At 46.6% G+C, this 18983-nt stretch carries 17 protein-coding genes; 13 read left to right on the top strand and 4 right to left on the bottom strand.

The window, feature by feature from the left end:
- The first annotated feature begins 2 nt into the window (after positions 1-2).
- Positions 3-1019 carry a nuclear transport factor 2 family protein gene (locus R7P80_RS10870; RefSeq protein WP_005374772.1) on the top strand — a complete coding sequence of 339 codons (1017 nt, stop codon included), beginning with the start codon at positions 3-5 and terminating at the stop codon, positions 1017-1019.
- A 177-nt stretch (positions 1020-1196) separates the two neighbouring features.
- Positions 1197-2282: a porin gene (locus R7P80_RS10865; RefSeq protein WP_017634480.1), complete on the top strand. Its 1086-nt coding sequence runs from the start codon at positions 1197-1199 to the stop codon at positions 2280-2282.
- A 69-nt stretch (positions 2283-2351) separates the two neighbouring features.
- On the opposite strand, the gene R7P80_RS10860 is transcribed toward R7P80_RS10865, so the two are convergent.
- The 4 genes from R7P80_RS10860 to hisD all read right to left on the bottom strand — a co-directional run bounded on the left by R7P80_RS10860 (position 2352) and on the right by hisD (position 6165).
- Positions 2352-3065 (bottom strand): alpha/beta fold hydrolase, encoded by a 714-nt coding sequence (locus R7P80_RS10860; protein WP_170889939.1) that lies wholly within the window; start codon positions 3063-3065, stop codon positions 2352-2354.
- 1 nt (position 3066) lies between these two features.
- Positions 3067-4071: a cupin gene (locus R7P80_RS10855; protein ID WP_005374765.1), complete on the bottom strand. Its 1005-nt coding sequence runs from the start codon at positions 4069-4071 to the stop codon at positions 3067-3069.
- Between the two features lie 65 nt (positions 4072-4136).
- The gene (locus R7P80_RS10850; RefSeq protein WP_005374763.1) at positions 4137-4871 is read right to left on the bottom strand and encodes an SDR family NAD(P)-dependent oxidoreductase; all 735 of its coding nucleotides are present in this window, start codon (positions 4869-4871) and stop codon (positions 4137-4139) included.
- A 1-nt stretch (position 4872) separates the two neighbouring features.
- The gene (gene hisD, locus R7P80_RS10845; RefSeq protein WP_005374756.1) at positions 4873-6165 is read right to left on the bottom strand and encodes a histidinol dehydrogenase; all 1293 of its coding nucleotides are present in this window, start codon (positions 6163-6165) and stop codon (positions 4873-4875) included.
- Positions 6166-6454: 289 nt separating this feature from the next.
- Here hisD and R7P80_RS10840 point away from each other — a divergent pair, with 289 nt between their 5' ends.
- From R7P80_RS10840 to R7P80_RS10790, 11 genes are all read left to right on the top strand, one after another.
- Complete coding sequence (locus R7P80_RS10840) at positions 6455-7204, top strand: HpcH/HpaI aldolase family protein (RefSeq protein WP_005374748.1); 750 nt, start codon at positions 6455-6457, stop codon at positions 7202-7204.
- Between the two features lie 150 nt (positions 7205-7354).
- A complete protein-coding gene (locus tag R7P80_RS10835) occupies positions 7355-8311 on the top strand; it encodes a LacI family DNA-binding transcriptional regulator (protein ID WP_025768661.1) in 957 nt (318 codons plus the stop codon).
- A 266-nt stretch (positions 8312-8577) separates the two neighbouring features.
- On the top strand, positions 8578-9573 hold the full coding sequence (locus R7P80_RS10830) for a TRAP transporter substrate-binding protein (RefSeq protein ID WP_025768662.1): 996 nt from the start codon (positions 8578-8580) through the stop codon (positions 9571-9573).
- Positions 9574-9631: 58 nt separating this feature from the next.
- Positions 9632-10195 carry a TRAP transporter small permease gene (locus tag R7P80_RS10825; protein WP_225491608.1) on the top strand — a complete coding sequence of 188 codons (564 nt, stop codon included), beginning with the start codon at positions 9632-9634 and terminating at the stop codon, positions 10193-10195.
- Complete coding sequence (locus tag R7P80_RS10820; RefSeq protein ID WP_225491607.1) at positions 10192-11472, top strand: TRAP transporter large permease; 1281 nt, start codon at positions 10192-10194, stop codon at positions 11470-11472. The genes R7P80_RS10825 and R7P80_RS10820 overlap by 4 nt, the downstream gene beginning before the upstream one ends.
- Before the next feature lie 513 nt (positions 11473-11985).
- Positions 11986-12960 (top strand): ester cyclase, encoded by a 975-nt coding sequence (locus R7P80_RS10815; protein ID WP_054574863.1) that lies wholly within the window; start codon positions 11986-11988, stop codon positions 12958-12960.
- A gap of 49 nt (positions 12961-13009) precedes the next feature.
- A complete protein-coding gene (locus tag R7P80_RS10810; RefSeq protein ID WP_225491606.1) occupies positions 13010-14005 on the top strand; it encodes an ester cyclase in 996 nt (331 codons plus the stop codon).
- Positions 13998-15731 (top strand): sodium:solute symporter family transporter, encoded by a 1734-nt coding sequence (locus R7P80_RS10805; protein ID WP_225491605.1) that lies wholly within the window; start codon positions 13998-14000, stop codon positions 15729-15731. Before R7P80_RS10810 ends, R7P80_RS10805 begins: the two co-directional genes overlap by 8 nt.
- A gap of 217 nt (positions 15732-15948) precedes the next feature.
- Positions 15949-16956: a LacI family DNA-binding transcriptional regulator gene (locus tag R7P80_RS10800; RefSeq protein WP_017820101.1), complete on the top strand. Its 1008-nt coding sequence runs from the start codon at positions 15949-15951 to the stop codon at positions 16954-16956.
- A 146-nt stretch (positions 16957-17102) separates the two neighbouring features.
- Positions 17103-17747, top strand: coding sequence for a recombinase family protein (locus R7P80_RS10795; RefSeq protein ID WP_047102429.1), 645 nt, complete (start codon positions 17103-17105; stop codon positions 17745-17747).
- Complete coding sequence (locus tag R7P80_RS10790; RefSeq protein ID WP_225491604.1) at positions 17744-18928, top strand: multidrug effflux MFS transporter; 1185 nt, start codon at positions 17744-17746, stop codon at positions 18926-18928. The genes R7P80_RS10795 and R7P80_RS10790 overlap by 4 nt, the downstream gene beginning before the upstream one ends.
- The last annotated feature ends 55 nt before the right edge of the window (positions 18929-18983 follow it).

The following is an 18983-nucleotide window of genomic DNA, read 5'->3' as shown; positions in this document are numbered from 1 at the left end:
TTATGTCTAAATATCAAGAAGCGAAACGCGTTGTACGTGAATACTTCAGCGCAATGGAAAACGCAACTCACGAGAACGTGGCAGAAGTACTAAAAGCACACACTTCAGAAGATTACCTATGGCGTGGTGTTTACCCATTCCGTGAGCAACAAGGCGCTCAAGCAGCGGCTGACGTTTTCTGGGCTCCTTTGATGAAATCAATGACTCGCATGCAGCGTCGTCAAGACATCTTCATCGGTGGTGAGAACGAAGTAACATCAGGTGAAATCTGGGTAATGAGCATGGGTCACTTCATGGGTCTATTCGACGCTGAATACCTAGGCATGCGCCCAACTGGCAAAATCATGAACATCCGTTACGCAGAATTTAACTGTGTTGAAAACGGCAAGATCACTAAGACTGGCCTATTCCTAGACCTTCTAGGTGCAATGGACCAAGCGGGTTGTTACCCACTACCACCATCAACAGGTAAGCACTTCGTATACCCTGGTCCTCGTAACCACGACGGCCTACTGTTCGAAGACGCAGCACCAGAAGAAGGCGTAGCAACACTAGCACTAGTGAACAAGATGGTTGATGACCTATCTGCACTAAACGACAGTGGCGCTATGGGTTGCCCACCAGAAGTTCTTGAGAAGAGCTGGTCTAAAGACATGATCTGGTACGGTCCATGTGGTATCGGTGCGTCTTACACAATCCCTCGTTACCAACAGCAGCACCAATTGCCATTCCGTAACAACCTGAAAGACAAGAAGTTTAACGGCCACGTATGTCGTTTCGCAGAAGGTAACTTCTCTTGTTTCTTCGGCTGGCCAAACCTATCTAACACGCCAATCGGTGGTTTCCTAGGTATGACAGGTGGTGAAGTACGTGCAGACATGCAAGTGGTTGACGTTTACTACCGTGATGGCGACAAGCTATCTGAGAACTGGGTACTGATCGACCTACCTTACTGGCTAAAACAGCAAGGTCTAGACGTGTTCGAGCGTACTCAACAGATCCTAAACCCTTCTCTATAAGAAGTCCTAGGGGCGGATTGTCAACCCGCCTTTATGCTGCCTGAGTCCCCTCTCGGTTCAGGCGACATGCTCCCAACTCGTGCCTCAAGGATGGGGCACAACCTCAAGATAGAACCCTTATTCAAAACGGGCATGAACGCACGGTGGCTTTCTGCGCCCTGAATAATGAGATTGATGATGAAAAAGTCGACCCTTTCTGCAGTGATTTTAGCAGCGCTTACTTCTAGCTCAGCCTTTGCTGCACACACTTTTGTTAATGACGCTGGCGACAGCCTAACCATCGATGGCCGTTTCGATCTTCGCTACCAAGACCGTGGCGGTGATGACAACGGCGAATGGAACAGCGGCAGCTCACGTTTCGGTTTGAAAGGCCAAATGGGTCTGGATAACGGCTGGACTGGTTTCGGTCACGCGGAATGGGGCTACAACTCTGGCGCGAACGGCGACAACATTTACGACCGCTTGCTATACGCAGGTGTTGATCACGAAAAATATGGCAAGATTGCTGCGGGTACTAAGCAGTGGTCTACCTTCTACGACGTAGCATGGTACACCGATTTAGGTCGTGTATTCGGTACTCGTGGCTCAGGTGTTTACAACCTAGCTGACTGGGGTATCGCATCCGGTGCTGGTCGTGCAGAAAACTCAATCACGTACCGTAATTCAATCAATGAAAAAGTGAGCTACGGCTTTACTTACCAAACCACGCGTGAAGATGTTGCTCTAGCAAGCAATGCGACAGCCTCATTGAAAAACGGCATGGGTGCGTCTATCACTTACAAACCGGTTGATGGCGTAACACTTGGTGCGGCTTACCATCAAAATGAAGTTGCTGATTTAGACGCAAGCGTGGTTGGCGTAGAAAACGGCGACAACATGCGCATCATGCTATTGGGCGCAAACTACAGCAACGGTGGCTTCTACGCAGGTGCGACTTTCCACGTTGGCGAAAACTGGGAAGCAGTGAGCCAAGGCGGTACGGACGTAATGTTCGATACCCTAGGTGGCGAAATCTACACTTACTACCACTTCGATAACGGCCTACGCCCAACGTTGAACTACAACTACATGGAAGATCGCGGTGACGAGACACAAGGCTACGAGCGTAACTTGCTGATTCCTGGTCTTGAATACCACTTCCAGAAGAACAAATTCCTAGTTTGGACTGAATACCAGTTCGACCTAGGTAAAGATCAGTACGATGGCAGCAAATTCGAAAACCGTGATGATCAATTCGCGGCAGGTATTCGCTACTACTTCTGATAATACTCATCGCTCACCACCTATACCCAAGTAACCTTAAGGTGGTGAGTGATGAAGTTCTTATCAACACTAAGCAAAGTTATCTTGAAGCCAAGTAGTCATCACTTCACTAACAATTAAAGGCTGCTCAAGCGTAGATAGATGCCCACACTCAGGGATAACATGAAGCGTGACGTTTGGGATGCATCTCTCCATGAGCAGATGATTGTCTAGCGGACAAAGCTTATCTTCTTTACCTGTTATCACCAACGTAGGAACTTGAATGTCCGCCAATAAAGGTCGAGCATCCGGGCGAGTTGCTAACGCTTTAGCATGTGCTTCAAATGCCTCCAAACCTACATTGACCGCCATGCCTTCTATACGCTCAGTTAACGCTTTGTCTTGCAAACGGCTTGGATGAATCAGCACAGGCATCAGAGTGTCAGGCGTAATGCGTTCAAACTCACCATTTAATGCCTGATTAACCAGTGCATCACGCTTTTGTGTCACCTCTGGCTTTTCATCTGCTGCATTGGTATCCATGAGGATCAAGCCTTTGACTCTGTTTGGCGCTTGACGGTACACCTCAAAAGCAAGAATCCCACCCATTGATAAGCCACCCAAGACAAACTCCTGCGGTGCGTCTTGCAACACTTTCTGCGCCAGCTGTTCCATTGACGGCAATGAAGCCAGCGTCGGGCATGTAGGCTCAACCCAACTTGGCAACGCTCGGTTGACTTCCTCAAACAATGTGCCATCACAAAGTAGTCCGGGTAGCCAAACTAACGAGGTGGGTTGTGTCATTTTATTCTCCTGCAAGCGGCTTTGGTTGATCAGACCCAAGAATGCAATACGTCAAACTATTACCACGCAAGTTCGTCAGTGAATAAGACGCACCTTCTGGAACATTCAGCACATCACCGCGCGTTAAAACAACACTCGCTTGTTCGCCTTGATGCGTGAGGACCACTTCAGTATCGCCATCAAAGTTGATAAGCACTTGTTTTTCTTCTCGGCAGTGTTGAGGAATCGAGCCACCTTCAGAAAGCTCATAAGCCATGATGCTCACTTCATCTTCACTCTTTACTTGGAAGTCATAACTCGCCAAAGGATGACCCGTTAAGGCGTATTGTTTCACGTTGCTTCCGCCGAAATCGCCTTTGATTTCACGATAATCTTTTTGCAGAGCGACAAATGGCATCATCTCTTCTGCGGTGTAGGTATCGAAGGTCGCGAGCTCTTCTTCGGTAAGCAGCGGCATCAATTCTGATTCTTGTGGCACCGGGTCGCCATTAATGGTGTCCACGAGTGTGCCATCGGCTTTGAGGTATAAACCATAACCTTGACTGTCTTTAATAACGTTTGGATGCCAAATAACGCCGCCACCTGAATCGTCGCCGCCAAGTACCGAGAACATAAAGCCGTAATCGCGGCCAACCACTTCAAATCCACGGAAGAGATTGGTTGGAATCGAGATGACGTCACCGTGAGACAACACCGCCTCATGCTCTCCATCGTTCCCCCAATAAAAACGGAACTGACCTTTGAACACCAAGAAAAGCTCGGCGGTACGATGAGAGTGCAACGAATTTTTGATGCCCGGCGGTTGGCCTGCGGCACCAATGTTAAAGCCCGCCGTATCGCGAATATGAACATGCTGACGACTGCTTTCTGCCACCCCAGCACCGATAATGCAGAAGTTATCTTTCAGATCACTGCCTGGCGTGCGCGCATCAATAAACGCACTCGTACCCGGAATCAGTTCCATGTAGCGGACCAGATTATTATTCATTTTAGATTGTAGAGTCATTGTAAATCCTTGTTGTCCTTGTTTGGACCTAGCCTTTGAATTGTTAGTTACAAGCCTAAAGTTAGTTACAGACCTAAAGGTCGCCCACCATCAACCGCGATGGTATTGCCTGTCGAGAAGGTAAGAAGATCTGCCACGGCGTACACGGCTTGAGCGACTTCTTCATCATTGGCTAAACGCTTAAGCGGTGTGGATTGTTCTTGTTGATTACGCCATGCGTCATCCAAGCCTTTGACAAACTCAGTGTCGACAAGCCCTGGAGCAACAGCCAGAACTCGAACCTCGGGAGACAGAGCGCGAGCTAAAGAACGGGTCATGTTCTCCGCGGCAGATTTACTTGCACAGTAAGCAATGTTGCTCCCCATCGCAGTCTGTGCCGCGATAGAAGTAATGTTCACCACACAACCATTGGCTTGCTTAAGCCAAGGCTCAAACGCTCGAACCATGGCAAAAGGCGCACGGACGTTCACTTGGAAAATTTGGTCAAACAGCTGGTCATCTAAACTTTGCAAATCAGAGTGCGCGACGAATTTCGTCATCCCCGCACAGTTGACCAACAAATCCAGCTTGTCGCTTATTTCACTGACTTGATGTTTAAGCTGTTCAATCGCACTAGAATCTGCCACGTTCAATTTGAATGCTAGATGCTCGTTACGTGGCAGCGAGGAAAGCACATCCTCGGCCGCTTTCTGATTACTGTTGTAAGTCAGAATTACGCGATATCCCGATTCAGCTAGCTTGCGACAAATGGCGGCACCCAGTCCGCCACTGCCGCCTGTGACTAAGGCAAGTTTCGACATATTACGCCTCTTCTACTTTGCCTTTGTAACGGCGCACACGAATATCCGCTTGCTCTTTGTGGCCAGCAAAACCTTCGAGTGCACACAAGCGAGAGCAATACTCACCGACTTTGAGGGACGCAGCTTCCGTTACACGCTGGTAAGTACAGGTTTTGATAAATTTACCTACCCAAAGACCACCGGTGTATCGCGCCGCTTTCTTCGTTGGCAGTGTATGGTTGGTACCAATACATTTATCGCCGTAAGAAACGTTGGTTTCACGACCTAGGAACAAGGCACCGTAGTTGGTCATGTTATCTAGGAAGTATTTAGGATCTTCGGTCATCACTTGAACGTGTTCAGAAGCGATATCGTCTGCCACTTCCACCATTTCTTCGTAGCTATCACACACAATCACTTGTCCGTAATCTGCCCACGCTTTACCCGCGACTTCAGCCGTTGGAAGAATGGTTAACTGACGTTCAATCTCTTTGATGGTTTCTTGCGCAAATGTTTCGCTATTGGTCAACAATACAGCGGGAGAGTTGTAACCATGCTCAGCCTGACCAAGCAAGTCTGCCGCTGCCAATTCCGGGTCACAGCCTTTCTCATCAGCAATGACCAAGGTTTCCGTTGGCCCTGCAAACAAATCGATACCAACGCGACCAAACAACTGACGTTTTGCCTCTGCTACAAATGCGTTACCCGGCCCTACAATCATATCGACTGGCGCAATAGTCTCCGTGCCCAATGCCATAGCTCCTACCGCCTGAACACCACCGAAGCAGTAGATTTCATCCGCACCCGCCATTGCCATCGCAGCGACAATCGCGACGTTCGGCTGGCCGTTAAACGGAGGCGCACAAGCAATAACACGTTTTACGCCCGCGACTTTCGCCGTCAGTACACTCATGTGAGCGGATGCAACCAATGGGTATTTACCGCCAGGGATGTAACAACCCACGCTGTTGACTGGAATATTTTTATGCCCCAGTACCACACCAGGCATGGTTTCTACTTCGACGTCTTTCATTGAGTCACGTTGAATTTGAGCAAAGTTTCGAACTTGTTGCTGAGCGAACTCGATATCATGACGAGTCGATTCATCAAGCGCATCCACACAGGCTTGGATTTGCTCTTCTGACAGGCGGAATTGCTCCGGCGACCAGTTATCAAACTTTTCAGACAACTCACGTACAGCGCTATCACCTTTCGATTCAATATCAGCAAGAATGTTTTCAACAATCTGACGCACTTTTGCGTCGTTTGATGCTGATGCTTCTTCAGTGATTCCGTTTTTTAAAATGCGTGCCATTGGGTTTCTCCTTGAACATTGAGGCTGACGAACGGTTACTTTTATACTTTTGGATACGAATGCAAAATCAGATTAAACACTTAATTAACATTTGACAAGTTAAGTCAACAAAACACAAAAACCACCCTTAAGCCTTTGTATTAATTAATTTAAATAAATAAAAGCAAGTAATAAGGACCTTGATTGAGTTTAATTTTTAATCAAAAATGAGTTTTAGATCACATCATTTTTACTCATCATTTACATTTCTCCGTGTTAGTTTTTGCATACCTTTGCAAAGGAGAGAATTATGAGCAATTTTAAGCAACGTCTGACTAAAGAAACGCTATTAGGTACATTTGTTAAAACCCCTCATCCTCACATTATCGAGGTATTGGCACTGGCAGAATTGCCTTTTGTGGTACTGGATGCAGAGCACGCACCTTTCGATCGTTCCTCGCTTGATCTGTGCATCATGGCGGCCAGAGCGAATGACCTCGCGTGCGTGGTACGAGTACAAGACAGCGCCCCTTCAACCATTTTGAACGCGCTTGACTGTGGCGCGGCGGGTGTACAAATTCCCCATGTTTGTACTGCTGAGCAAGCGACGCAACTGGCGAAAATCTGCCATTACGGAGAAGGTGGCCGAGGGTATGCTGGTTCCAGTCGAGCAGCGCAATACGCCACTAAGCCCATGGTTGAACACTTAAAAGACAGCCGTGCGAATACGATTGTCATTGCACAAATTGAAGACCCTCAAGGGGTTGAAAATGTTGAAGCGATTGCCAATGTTGAAGGAATTGATGCGCTCTTCATTGGCCAAGTTGATCTCACTGTCGCTTATGGTGCTGATAGCGTTCATGATGAGAAAGTCGCACAAGCAAGTATGCGAGTAATCGAAGCGGCCAGAGCCGCCAATAAACCTGTTGGCATGTTTGTCGCGACGGCTCAACAAGCTCGGGAATGGCGTGAACTCGGCGTTAGCTTCTTTTGTGTTGGCTCTGAACACAAAATGATCATTGATGGCTTCAAGCAAGAGAGAAATGTGATGAATTCTTGAGTTTTCTCTGATATTTACGCCTTATCAATGTAATGCTCTAGACACAGAAATCCCCTAGCCCATACACTCAGCACGTATGAGAAGGTTCAATGGCCTTAAATAAGGAGTATCACCATTAAAGCGAAAGTAACTTCGATCGACGTCGCGAAGATGCTCGGCGTCTCTCAATCGACGGTATCTAGAGCATTCAGCCCGACTGCGAGTATTAGCGAGAAGAAACGCAAAATGGTGATGGATGCCGCAGCTAAGCTCGGATACACACCGAATGCCATCGCCCGAGGTCTGATTTCGAATCGTTCAGGCTTAGTGGCGATTGCGTTAGATAGCGAATCAAACCCAATGTACGACATGCAATCTCGTGCTTTGGCTGTCGAAATTCAAAAGCGAGGCGGACAAGTTGTGCTTTGCCCTATCGACAAGGACGACCTCGATCTCGCCATTTCACGCGCCATTGAATACCAAGTGGACGGACTCGTTATCGCCACCAGCCGTTTAACCTCACGCGCGTTTGCCCAATGCGAAAAGTTTGGCGTTCATTTAAGCTTGATTAACCGCTACGCCGAGGGTATTAATGCCAATAGCTCTGGTATTGATAACCGATTGGCGGGCCAACAAGCAGCCGAGTATTTAACGCAGAAAGGCGCAAAACAGTGTGCTTATATCAGTGGCGATGCTGGCTCCATGACCAGTGAAGAGCGTTGGCTGGGTTTCTCTTCAAAGTTGCAAGAACTCGGCTCCCCGTCACCAACCTTTATCCAAGCCAAGTACAGCTTTGAAGCAGGCTTAGAAGCGGCGAAAGCGATCTTGTCGCACACTAGCAAACCCGATGCAATTTTTTGTGCAAACGACATCCTCGCCATGGGTGTGATGGATGGCTTGCGACAAGCCGGAGCAAAGATCCCCCAAGACTTCTCTGTGATGGGTGTAGATAACATTCCGATGTCTGCATGGCCGAGTTATGATTTGACCACCATTGCTCAACCAGTCGACAAAATTGTTAAACGAGCGGTTGAAGACTTGATGAATCGAATCAACGGCAACCTGGATGCAACTGGCGAATACCTTTTCGAGCAAGGCACCTTGATCGAACGTAGTAGCACCATTTAATAAATCCATTTTATTCATTCTTCATAAACAAAATGTCTTGCTTTCGAGTAAGGCATTTTCTGTGATCACGATTAAATTTTCACCAATCGTTATTTAATTCCTCATCAATTCATCAATCTTGTTATTGACTTGTTACTTTAATGTTTTATTTTGGATTCGTATGCAAAATGGATATGAATTGCTCAACTAATTTATAAAAACATAAAAAGTTGTGTGACTTGCCGACGAATGCCCATCGCAGGTCATACCAGAAACAAGGAAGAACGATGAAGAAAGCAATCCTTACTTCACTTACCGCACTGGGGCTTGCATTTAGCAGTATGAATACGTTTGCAACCAGTGTTATTCGTCTTGCTCATGACAGTCAAGAAACCTCTCCCGTACACAAAGCAATGCTCTATTTCGAACAAGAAGTGGAAGCTCGCTCAAACGGTGAGATAGAAGTTGAAATCTATCCGGCAAGACAACTAGGCGATGTGCGTGAGACGACTGAACTCGTACAGCAAGGCAACTTACAAATGACGTTTGGTGCGTCAGTTTTACTCTCTCCCTACGTCCCAGAGTTTAACGTGCTCGACGTGTTCTACCTTTTTGATAGCGAAGAGCAAGCACACAAAGCGCTCGACAGTGAGAAGATCGGACAACCATTGTTGAATGCTATGGAATCAAAAGGCTTTCATGGACTTGGCTTTATGGAGGTCGGCTTTCGTAGCGTGACCAACAACAAACAGCCAATTGATAGTATTGAGGACCTGAAAGGGCTAAAGATTCGCTCGGCATCTAACCCCACTCAAATAAGCGCGTGGAAATCTATTGGTACTGCGCCAACACCTCTGTCTTGGGGAGAAATTTTCACCTCGTTACAACAAGGCCTGATTAACGCTCAAGAAAGTGCTATCTACTCTATTTATGCCGAACGTTTTTACGAGGCACAAAAGTACCTCTCTTTAACTAACCATATATACACCAACTACGTGTTGTTCATGAACAAATCGTTTTGGGATTCACTGCCGGCCGCACAACAAGCGCTGATCAGTGAAGTAAGCAAAGAAACCATCGCAAAACAGCGTGAGCTCGCCGCTAAGCAAAACCAAGAAGTAATCAAAGAGCTCGAAGCAAAAGGCATGACGGTTAACATCGTCCCAGACGAGGTACGCAGCATCATGAAAGAAAAAATGAATGCAGCCGTGTACCAAGATCTGCGTAGCAAGACAGGTGAAGACTTGTTTGACAACGTGATTGCCGAGATAGAACGCCTATAACTCCCACTCTTTTGCACAATCTGGCAACAGGTCGTGCTTTCTCGTTTTGGAGGTGAACATGAAGTGGTTTCGCTTACTAGACAAATACCTAGAACCTACCCTTATCGTTATCGCGATCTCGACGATGACAACTTTACTGTGCTTGCAAATCGCACTACGCCTATTTGACGCAACGATCGCGTGGGCTGAAGAGCTGGCACGTTATTTATTCGTATGGGCGATGTACCTGAGCATCAGCTATTGTATCCGAGATGATCGACACATCCGCATTCGTGTGTTCATCGATAAACTTCCGGGCAATTGGACGCAATTCAGTTTGATTGTTTCTGAACTTATCTACCTTGCCTTTAGTGCCACTGTCGCCTGGTTTGGATTTAAGGTGATCAATCGCAGCCTGCAACTCGGTCAGATTGCACCCGCAATGGAAATTCCTATTGCGTGTTTGTATGCCTCTGTTTTAGTTTGCGCACTATTAAGCTGCGCGCGCCTAGTGACAAGCATTTATCAACGTGTGAACGCGTGCTCCACCAGCAATGAACGAGTTCGCTTTTCTCGCCAACGCTATCGCCATATCAAAGCAAAGTACCGTACTTCTAACCGACTATTGGAGTTTAACGCATGACGTCTGCACTTTTGTTTGGCAGCTTTGGTCTGCTTCTGCTCATTGGCGTTCCGGTCGGTATTGCTCTGGCGGCAGCCAGTATGGTCGCGATACTCAGTCTGCCGTTTCTTAACATCGAGTTTTTAGTCCAAGGAATGGTAACAGGGCTCGACTCTTTCCCTCTCCTCGCCGTCGTTCTATTTACCTTGGCAGGTAACCTTATGAGCCAAGGAGGGATCTCAAAACGATTATTACACGTGGCGGAGGTCTTCTTTGGCCACTTTACTGGTGGGCTTGGCATCGTCGCCATTGTGGCGTGCATGTTCTTCGCTTCCATCTCTGGTACAGGGTCTGCCACCGTTGCCGCTATCGGCCTGACGATGATTCCCTCTATGGTGAAGAAAGGCTACGACCGCAGCTTTGCCGGTGCCTTGATAGCCTCTTCCGGCGGGATTGGTGTCATTATTCCGCCTTCTGTGGTGATGATCGTCTACGCGATCACTGCTGAGGTCTCGGTCACCAAGATGTTCATGGCGGGCATCATTCCTGGCTTGGTCGTTGGTATGGTATTGATCGGCTACTGTCTGATTGTCTCCAAAATGCGGGGCTACACAGGTAACGAGCACAAAGCGACTTGGGCAGAGCGTCTTGATGCGCTAAAAGAAGCCAGTTGGGCAATGCTACTACCCGTTATCATTCTCGGTGGCATCTATTCCGGCATTTTCACGCCTACCGAATCAGCCGTCATCGGAGTTCTCTATGGCTTGTTCTTTGGCATGTTTGTTTATAAAGAGCTCAAACCAGCGCAAGTTGTGAAAATCATTCTAGAGTCGTCAGTGTTAGTTGGCGCAGTGCTCGTTATTGTGGGTGCGTCCGTGACGTTTGGCCGCATATTGACCCTAGAACGTCTACCGACCGAGATTGCTCAGTTCATTCTATCGATTACCGAAAACAAACTTCTGATACTGCTTTGCATCAATGTTCTGTTGTTGCTCGTCGGTACCTTTATGGAAACGCTGGCGGCCATTGTTATTCTCACGCCAATTCTGTTACCCATTACGTCAGCACTCGGCATGGATCCCGTTCATTTTGGTATCGTGATGATCGTGAACTTGGCCATTGGCTTTGTTACGCCTCCTCTGGGTGCCAACCTGTTTATGGCAAGTCAGGTAGGCAAAGTACCGATAGAGTCGCTCTCTAAAGCCATCATGGGTTGGATTGGTGCAATGATAGTGGCGTTGATGTTGATTACCTTCATCCCTGCCATCTCGCTATCGTTACCTGCGCTTTTATCCTGATCGTTGCACTCATAGAGCGCTTATGACTGTTATAGCCACTAGATAAACACCTTTCTAGTGGCTTATTCGTTATTTACTTCCGATTTAATAAAAAAGCCTTTAAGCATTCGTATGCAAAAGGAAAATTTGAAAGATATAAGGATAATTGACACCAAAATAGCTGAATATTAGCGATAAAGTCTATTTGGGTGCCTTGATCTGCATGATTATCAGTTTTGGCTTAATCATTTGTTTCCATTCAAACAGATAAAAATAAATTAAGCGATTAAAAAACAATAAGATATTAGGAAATTCATACAAAAAACTTTGACCTCCTTTCTTATTAACACGTCTCGATAAGAGATAGCTTCCATCTCTCCTGTACTTTTTTAGTTTATTTTCCGCTCAATTGTTAAAAATCTGATCATCAGCACGCTATTTAAACAATCGAAAAACAATCCGTTGACAAAATGGCAACATGATATATTTTGAATACGTAATCAAAACATAATTATTCAATTACGGAGGTGATTTATGGCCATGGTTGGCTTCGATGAAAAGTGGCGTGATTTTCCCGACTACATTCTTGGTATCACAAAAGAGATTTGGGAAGACCGAGGTTTAAACACCTTAGAACACTACTACTCTCCCGACATTGTTGTGCGTACTCCACTCTCTATCGTTCAAGGAAACGAAGGGGTGATCAGTGCAACAATGGCGACACTGGCCGAGTTTCCCGATCGCACGCTATATGGCGAAGACGTCATTTGGTCAGGCACCCCAGAGCAAGGCATGCTTTCTTCTCATCGAATCATCTCTACTGCAACACACAGTGGCAACGGCTTCTACGGGCAAGCCTCGAACCGCAAACTTCGTTTCCGTATTATCGCAGATTGCCACGCTATCAATAACCAAATCAATGACGAATGGTTGGTTCGCGATCAAGCCGATATCGCGAAACAACTGGGTATGACGTCAGAAGAGTTTGCACGCCAACAAATCGAATTTGAAGGTGGCGTGGAATCAAGCCCATTTCCGTTCACACCTGAAGTCGACATTCCTGGACCTTATTTGGGCGTAGGCAACGACAACGAATATGGTCAGCGCTATGAAGCAATTCTCAGAAGCCTTATGAATGCCGAGTTCTCTATAGTACCGAAAGAGTACGACCGCGCTTGCATCGGCGAATACACTGGCGGTCAAAATGCCCTATCACACTCGGAAGTCGATCATTTTTGGATGGCACTTCGTGCGTCTTTCCCAAATGCTCAATTTACCGTTCACCATCGTATTGGCCGGGATGACGACATGATGTCACCACGCGCGGCAATTCGATGGTCTTTGCACGGTAAGCATGAGGGATATGGGATGTTTGGTAAGCCTTCAGGAAAAGAGGTTTACATCATGGGGATCAGCCACGCTGAGTTTGGCCCTTGGGGTCTTCGTCGCGAATTCACTTTGTTTGACGAGACCGCAATCTGGAAGCAAATCCTGCTACAGCAAGGCTAACGGCTGACTAAACACTATTTATTAAAATCACAGACAGTAAGGAAGCAACATGTCACTCAACATCATCGAACAGTTCTACCAGAACTACTTCAAAGCCGCAGACATCGAGCAAAAACAGGCCGCTCTGCAAGCTTTGAACCCTGACGTAAAATGGTGCGTGGCGCACCCTGTGAACGATCTTAATGGCCCAGATGCAACCCACGAATCTTTCCTCTCACCACTTGTTAATGCTTTGCCTAACGCCGAGCGCCGACCAATAATTGTGATGCACGGCGAATACGAAGGCCGCACTTGGTACAACTCTACCGGCTACTTTATCGGTACATTTGAACAACCACTATTTGGCATACCAGCAACAGGGAAAACACTCTACTTGCGTTACACCGAAATGGTGTGTGTGGAGAACGACCAAATCACCGAATCTTACATGATCCCAGACTTCATCGACGCGATGAATCAAGCAGGCTGCAACCCTCTTCGTAAAAGCTTAGGTCACGATGGCTTGGTTCCTTCTCCTGCAACTTCTAACGGTATTCAACAATCTGTTGTGTCTTTGGAAGAAAGTGAAAAGAGCGCCCAGCTGGTTGAAGATATGCTGTCTTGCTTGGGTCGTTTTGATGGTCAAGATCTTTTCTCGATGGATTTAGAAAACTACTGGCACAATGACTTCATGTGGTACGGCCCAGCAGGTATTGGCACGACGCGCGGTATCAAAGGTTTCCGTAACCAGCACCAAGCGCCATTTGTGTTTGCGTTCCCAGATCGAAGTGTCGATATTGAGGTCAATTTTTTGGCCAAAAATGACTACGTATCCACAGGTGGTTGGCCACATATGCATGGTACTCACACTGGTCACAGTGGCTGGCTCGGTCTTGCCCCAACCGGAAAACACATCGAACTTCGCGTTATGGACATTTGGCGACGCGAAGGAGATTTACTGAAAGAAAACTGGGTGGCGATCGACATCGTTCATATCCTGCTGCAACTTGGCTATGACGTGTTTGCACAAATGAAAGAACAGTTAGAAGGACCTAATTATGCATGAGTTTGGCGCACTTAACTGGAGCATCCTTGGGGGATACATCGCCCTCACGCTAGTACTGGGTGCAGTAATCGGAAAGCGAGTCACTTCGGCTAGCCAATTCGCCTTGGGTGATAAGAGCATCCCTTGGTGGGCGATCGGTATTTCTGTCGTTTGTACTTACGTGAGTGCCATGTCTTTCCTTGGCGGGCCAGCTTGGTCTTACAAAGAAGGTCTGTCGGTTATCGCGATTCACCTCAATTACCCGCTCGTTATCTTCTTCATCGTGGCTGTGTTTATGCCGTTTTTCTACAACAGCGGTTTAACCTCCATCTACGAGTATCAAGAACGACGCTTCGGTAAGGCTTCACGACTGACTTTGTCGTTTATCTTCCTTATCAAACAAGCATTGAGCTCGGCAGCGGTACTCTATGCGACAGCAATGATTTTAGAGTTCATTACTGGTATCGACGTCATGTACTGCATCATGATCGTCACTGCAATTGCCCTTATCTACACCGTAATGGGCGGTATCGCGGCTGTCATTTGGACCGATGTGATTCAAGCAGTAATCTTATTTATTGGCGCATTCATCATCATTGAAGCCGTTTGGAATGGCATGCCTTCTCCAATGACGGAGGTCATGGCAGAGCTCAAAGCGAAAGGAATGACCGATGCCCTACAAACAAGTTTTGACCTAAGCCAAGTAACGACGGTATGGGCTGGCGTTATCGCAATGACGATGTTCCACACCACCGTGTATGGCGGTAACCAGATGATGGTACAACGTTGTATGGCCGCGAAAAACATGGGCGATGCGAAAAAGGCAATGTTGATGATGGGCTACGTGGCCTTCTTTATTTACTTTGTCTTTATCTTGCTTGGTGTCCTATTCAACGCTTATTACGACGGTAAAGAGTTTGAAAACGGCAACACCATCATTCTTCATTATGCGAGTGAATATGGAATGCCAGGCTTGATGGGCATCATTGCCGCTGCGATTCTGGCGGCAAGTATGTCAAGTCTCGACTCTGCGTTCAACTCAATGGCGACCGTTTCTGTGGCTGACTTTTACAAACGCTTCTACAAGCAAAACGAGTCGGAAGAGCATTACTTGAAGGTATCGCGTTTCTTCACGGTGGCGTGGGCGATTTTGGTCATCATTCCAGCGATCATGTTTGCCACCAGCACAGGCTCGGTACTGGAAGTGCTGAGTAAGGCAGGCTCTTACTTTGTCGGTGCAAGCTTCTGTATGTTTGTCCTTGGGTTCTACTCAAAACACATTACGGAAAAAGGCTTGTTGATTGGCGTTGCTGCTAGCTTCTTGGTGATTTGGTATGTAGCCGTTGCGACCGATATTGCGTGGCCTTGGTATTGCGTGATTGGCGTCCTTGTGAATGCCGTTGTCGCTTACATTGCTAGCCTTCTCCTGACGGGTAAACAAGATGAAATGCATCTTTACACAGTGAAAGGCCAGCAAGCGGAATATGCTCGTCTAAATAAACCAATCAAGGAAGATGGTTGGTATGTCGTTCCCGGCAAAATCGATGCTCCATGTTATGGCTTACTAGTGATGTTTGTATTCTCGATCGTGATGCTTTGGGGGATCAACGCGTTTACCGACAACGCTCCTATGCTGATTAACTTTATGCGTGGCTGCTCTATTCTTGTCGCTACCGCTTGCATCGGATGCATGGGGTATTCACTCCTCTCCCCAAAACGTAAAGTTGCAGTCAAACAAGCAAATTAATGTTCTTTACGTAGATACTGTACGTCCAACAAACGGACAGTATCTACGCTCTAGATCTAGTGCTAGCTCAAAGCAAACCAAATGGGTTAACCCACATTTTGCTTTTTAACACTCCAAAGCCATTATTCTACTTAGGATACCCCGTCAGAACATTTATGAATACGTACCTATTTATGCTAGTCTTATGACCTCAATTACTGGCAACTAAGTTTTATTCATGAAATCAATTAAACACGTAGTCACATCAAAAGATGTGGCAAAGATGGCAGGCGTCTCTCAATCTACTGTATCGCGCGTGTTTGTTCCGGGTAGCTCAGTATCCGAAAAGACCAAGCAAAAAGTCTTTGAAGCGGCTAAAGCCCTTAACTACCGCCCTAACGCCTTTGCACGTAGCCTGACCACAAACGAATCGAAATTGATAGGTTTGGTGTTTCCTGATGCGGATTACCCTATACATATGAAAACACTGCAATTAATTTCCAGTGAGTTACAGAAAAAAGGTTATTCTGCCGTATTGATTCCATGGCAAGTGGATGAAGAAGAGGGCCACTCAATCCCAAATATCTTCCAGTATCGCGTCGATGGTGTCATTGCTGCTTCCGCAACCTTCAATAAGTCCCTTTATGAAGAATGTGAAGAGTTTAATATCCCAATTGTTCAATACGCACGAGTTGTTGAAGGTACTAGGAGTAGCTACGTTATCAGTGACAACTACGAAGCAGGCCAACAAGCTGCGCAACTTCTGCACAAAAGTGGCGTGAAGAACGCGGTTTATTTGACGGGAGAAGTGCCAACCTTTACGAATGACGAACGTCAAAGCGGCTTCTGCTCTGAATTTGAAGACCTAACCGGCAAGACGCCACGCATCATTGAAGCCAGCTATGACTACGCGAGCTCACTTGATAAAGTCCGTGCCATACTGGCAGACAAAAATCGGCCTGAAGCGGTGTTCTGTGCAACCGATAACCTTGCGATGGCGGTCATGGATATCGCCCGTATAGAATGCGGGTTGAGGATTCCTCAGGACTTACAAGTCATTGGTTTTGATAATATTCCTCAGACAGAATGGTTAAGCTATCAATTAACCACGTTCCGCCAGGATTTCCGTCGCCTCGCTCGCGAGTGCGTGAAGATCATTGTTGATCAAATTAATACGAAAAACGGCAGCCTAGTAAAAATGATGGTGCCAGTGAAGTTAATCGAGCGCCAGACAACAAAAGCTTAAATAGCTATAGCCAGCCATTCGGTTGGCTTTTTTATTTGCCTCTGACTCCCAAACGGCTCATTTAGTGTTGTAAGCATTAATGAACCCATGTATATTTATGAACTATTACACTATATGAACCAAACAAAAAGAGGCTCATAATCCTTATGACCACGTATCTTTACACTCGTTATTCGCCAAAAAATCGAGCTTACCAAGAGCACCTTAATACTCTAAAAGCTTTTGCGCCCGAAGCTCAGCATTTTGAGGATAAGGTTCGTGGTTGCATGCCTCCAACCGAGAGAGAGGCATTCTTACGACTGCTCGATTCCGTCAGAGCTGGGGATACGATTGTGCTCTGGTGGCTGACCGCATTTGGTCGCGACTTTAGTCAAGCATTGAACACGATAAAAATGCTACTCGATAAAGGGGTAACATTGAAAACTGTATGTGAATCAATAACTTTTGAGCCAGGTTCTGTTCAGACTCAAACACTACTCACAGTGTTATCTGGATATGGGAAAGTGCAGACTGAACATCGCCTGTTTGCCGCAGAGCAAGGGCGACAGGCCATTAAAGAGCAGCCAGAATTATGGAAACAGAAGTTTCGCGGCCGCCCCGCAAACAAAACCAAACACCAACAGATCGCAACGTTACTGCTAGAAGGCTACACATTGCAAAACGTAGCAGAGCAATGCGAAGTCAGTCTATCGACTGTGAAGCGGGTCAAAGCAAAGCTAAATGAAGTGGATGACGAAGGCGGCTTAAGCTCACGACGCCAAAAAGGTTGTTTGAATGGAGACCAGTCATGAGTCGCCCAATCAACTTTCATACTATACTACTCGCCTGTCTTATTATTAGCGTTGGCCAGTTGAGCATGGGGCTAGTTATGCCCTCTTTGCCATGGATAGCAAAAGACTTTTCCATCTCCCTCGACCAAGCTCAACTGCTTGTGAGTATTTATTTGCTCGGCTTCGGCCCCTCTCAATTTATCTACGGGCCAGTGTCAGATGCTTTAGGACGAAAAAGAGTATTACTTACCGGTTTACTCATCGCGATGTCTGGTCTGCTGATGATTATTTTCTTCAGTGACACATTTACAGGGATGGTGATGGGGCGCTTTTTACAAGGGTTAGGTACAGGATGCTGCGCGGTACTCGCGAGGGCGTCGACTCGAGATAGATTTAGCGGGGATGAACTCCCAGTGGCAATGTCTTACATCGCCATGGCGGCTTCAATCACGCCACTTATTGCACCTGTGATTGGCGGCTTTATCAACTTCCACTTCGGTTGGAGTATGGTGTTTATTTCTCTATTGGGCTATGTCTCGCTGGCCTGGGTAATCATCGCCTTTAAGTTCACAGAAACCATCACAAAACGTTCTGTCATTCCGTCACCCCGAAAAATGTTACTCCAATACAAGAGCTTACTTACGTCTCGTTACTTTATGAGTTTCGCCAGTATCAGTTGGTTAAACTTCAGCTTAATGATTACGACAGTCTCTGTGATGCCATTTATCATGCAAGATCAAATTGGCATGACCTCCGCTCAATACGCGATATGGGCGCTCATTCCCGCTTTGGGTATGTTATGTGGTACCACGATTTGTAACCGAGTAAGGCCAATTATTGGCAATAAAAAAATGCTGCTTTGCACCCCATTTCTTCACCTCGCTGCCGCAATATGGTTATTTTTCTGTCCTGTTGAGCCTCTATTTCTGATGCTAGGACAGCTATTAATGATCTTGGGTAATGGTATTGCCCTACCTTGTGCACAAGCGATGGTAATGCAACCTTATAAAAAGCAAGCAGGTGCCGCAGCGGCAATGTCTGGTGGTGGACAAATGGTCGTCTCCTCATTGGTCAGCTTAACTCTGGTGCAGCTTGGATTGAGTCAAGCATGGCATCTAGCGATCGTTATCGTAATATTTGCATCGCTTACCTTCACCAACATTCAACGTGGCTTCAGTGCAGAGCAACCTTCAGAACGATAACAAAAAACATACTATTGTCCTTATAGTTACGACAAATCGTATAAACTTAAATTTA

The sequence above is a fragment of the Vibrio sp. 2092 genome (genome assembly GCF_033339635.1).
Lineage (GTDB): Bacteria > Pseudomonadota > Gammaproteobacteria > Enterobacterales > Vibrionaceae > Vibrio > Vibrio alginolyticus.
The sequence above is the reverse complement of the archived record's forward strand: the minus strand, read 5'-3'. Positions and strand labels throughout refer to the sequence as shown.

Excerpts from the sequence above, each read along its gene's own strand:
- R7P80_RS10850 (WP_005374763.1), bottom strand. The coding sequence starts at position 4,871 with ATGTCGAAACTTGCCTTAGTCACAGGCGGCAGTGGCGGACTGGGTGCC.
- R7P80_RS10790 (WP_225491604.1), top strand. The coding sequence starts at position 17,744 with ATGAGTCGCCCAATCAACTTTCATACTATACTACTCGCCTGTCTTATT.
- hisD (WP_005374756.1), bottom strand. The coding sequence starts at position 6,165 with ATGGCACGCATTTTAAAAAACGGAATCACTGAAGAAGCATCAGCATCA.
- R7P80_RS10800 (WP_017820101.1), top strand. The coding sequence starts at position 15,949 with ATGAAATCAATTAAACACGTAGTCACATCAAAAGATGTGGCAAAGATG.
- R7P80_RS10795 (WP_047102429.1), top strand. The coding sequence starts at position 17,103 with ATGACCACGTATCTTTACACTCGTTATTCGCCAAAAAATCGAGCTTAC.
- R7P80_RS10830 (WP_025768662.1), top strand. The coding sequence starts at position 8,578 with ATGAAGAAAGCAATCCTTACTTCACTTACCGCACTGGGGCTTGCATTT.
- R7P80_RS10820 (WP_225491607.1), top strand. The coding sequence starts at position 10,192 with ATGACGTCTGCACTTTTGTTTGGCAGCTTTGGTCTGCTTCTGCTCATT.
- R7P80_RS10840 (WP_005374748.1), top strand. The coding sequence starts at position 6,455 with ATGAGCAATTTTAAGCAACGTCTGACTAAAGAAACGCTATTAGGTACA.
- R7P80_RS10825 (WP_225491608.1), top strand. The coding sequence starts at position 9,632 with ATGAAGTGGTTTCGCTTACTAGACAAATACCTAGAACCTACCCTTATC.
- R7P80_RS10815 (WP_054574863.1), top strand. The coding sequence starts at position 11,986 with ATGGCCATGGTTGGCTTCGATGAAAAGTGGCGTGATTTTCCCGACTAC.
- R7P80_RS10870 (WP_005374772.1), top strand. The coding sequence starts at position 3 with ATGTCTAAATATCAAGAAGCGAAACGCGTTGTACGTGAATACTTCAGC.
- R7P80_RS10810 (WP_225491606.1), top strand. The coding sequence starts at position 13,010 with ATGTCACTCAACATCATCGAACAGTTCTACCAGAACTACTTCAAAGCC.
- R7P80_RS10805 (WP_225491605.1), top strand. The coding sequence starts at position 13,998 with ATGCATGAGTTTGGCGCACTTAACTGGAGCATCCTTGGGGGATACATC.
- R7P80_RS10865 (WP_017634480.1), top strand. The coding sequence starts at position 1,197 with ATGAAAAAGTCGACCCTTTCTGCAGTGATTTTAGCAGCGCTTACTTCT.
- R7P80_RS10860 (WP_170889939.1), bottom strand. The coding sequence starts at position 3,065 with ATGACACAACCCACCTCGTTAGTTTGGCTACCCGGACTACTTTGTGAT.
- R7P80_RS10835 (WP_025768661.1), top strand. The coding sequence starts at position 7,355 with ATGCTCGGCGTCTCTCAATCGACGGTATCTAGAGCATTCAGCCCGACT.
- R7P80_RS10855 (WP_005374765.1), bottom strand. The coding sequence starts at position 4,071 with ATGACTCTACAATCTAAAATGAATAATAATCTGGTCCGCTACATGGAA.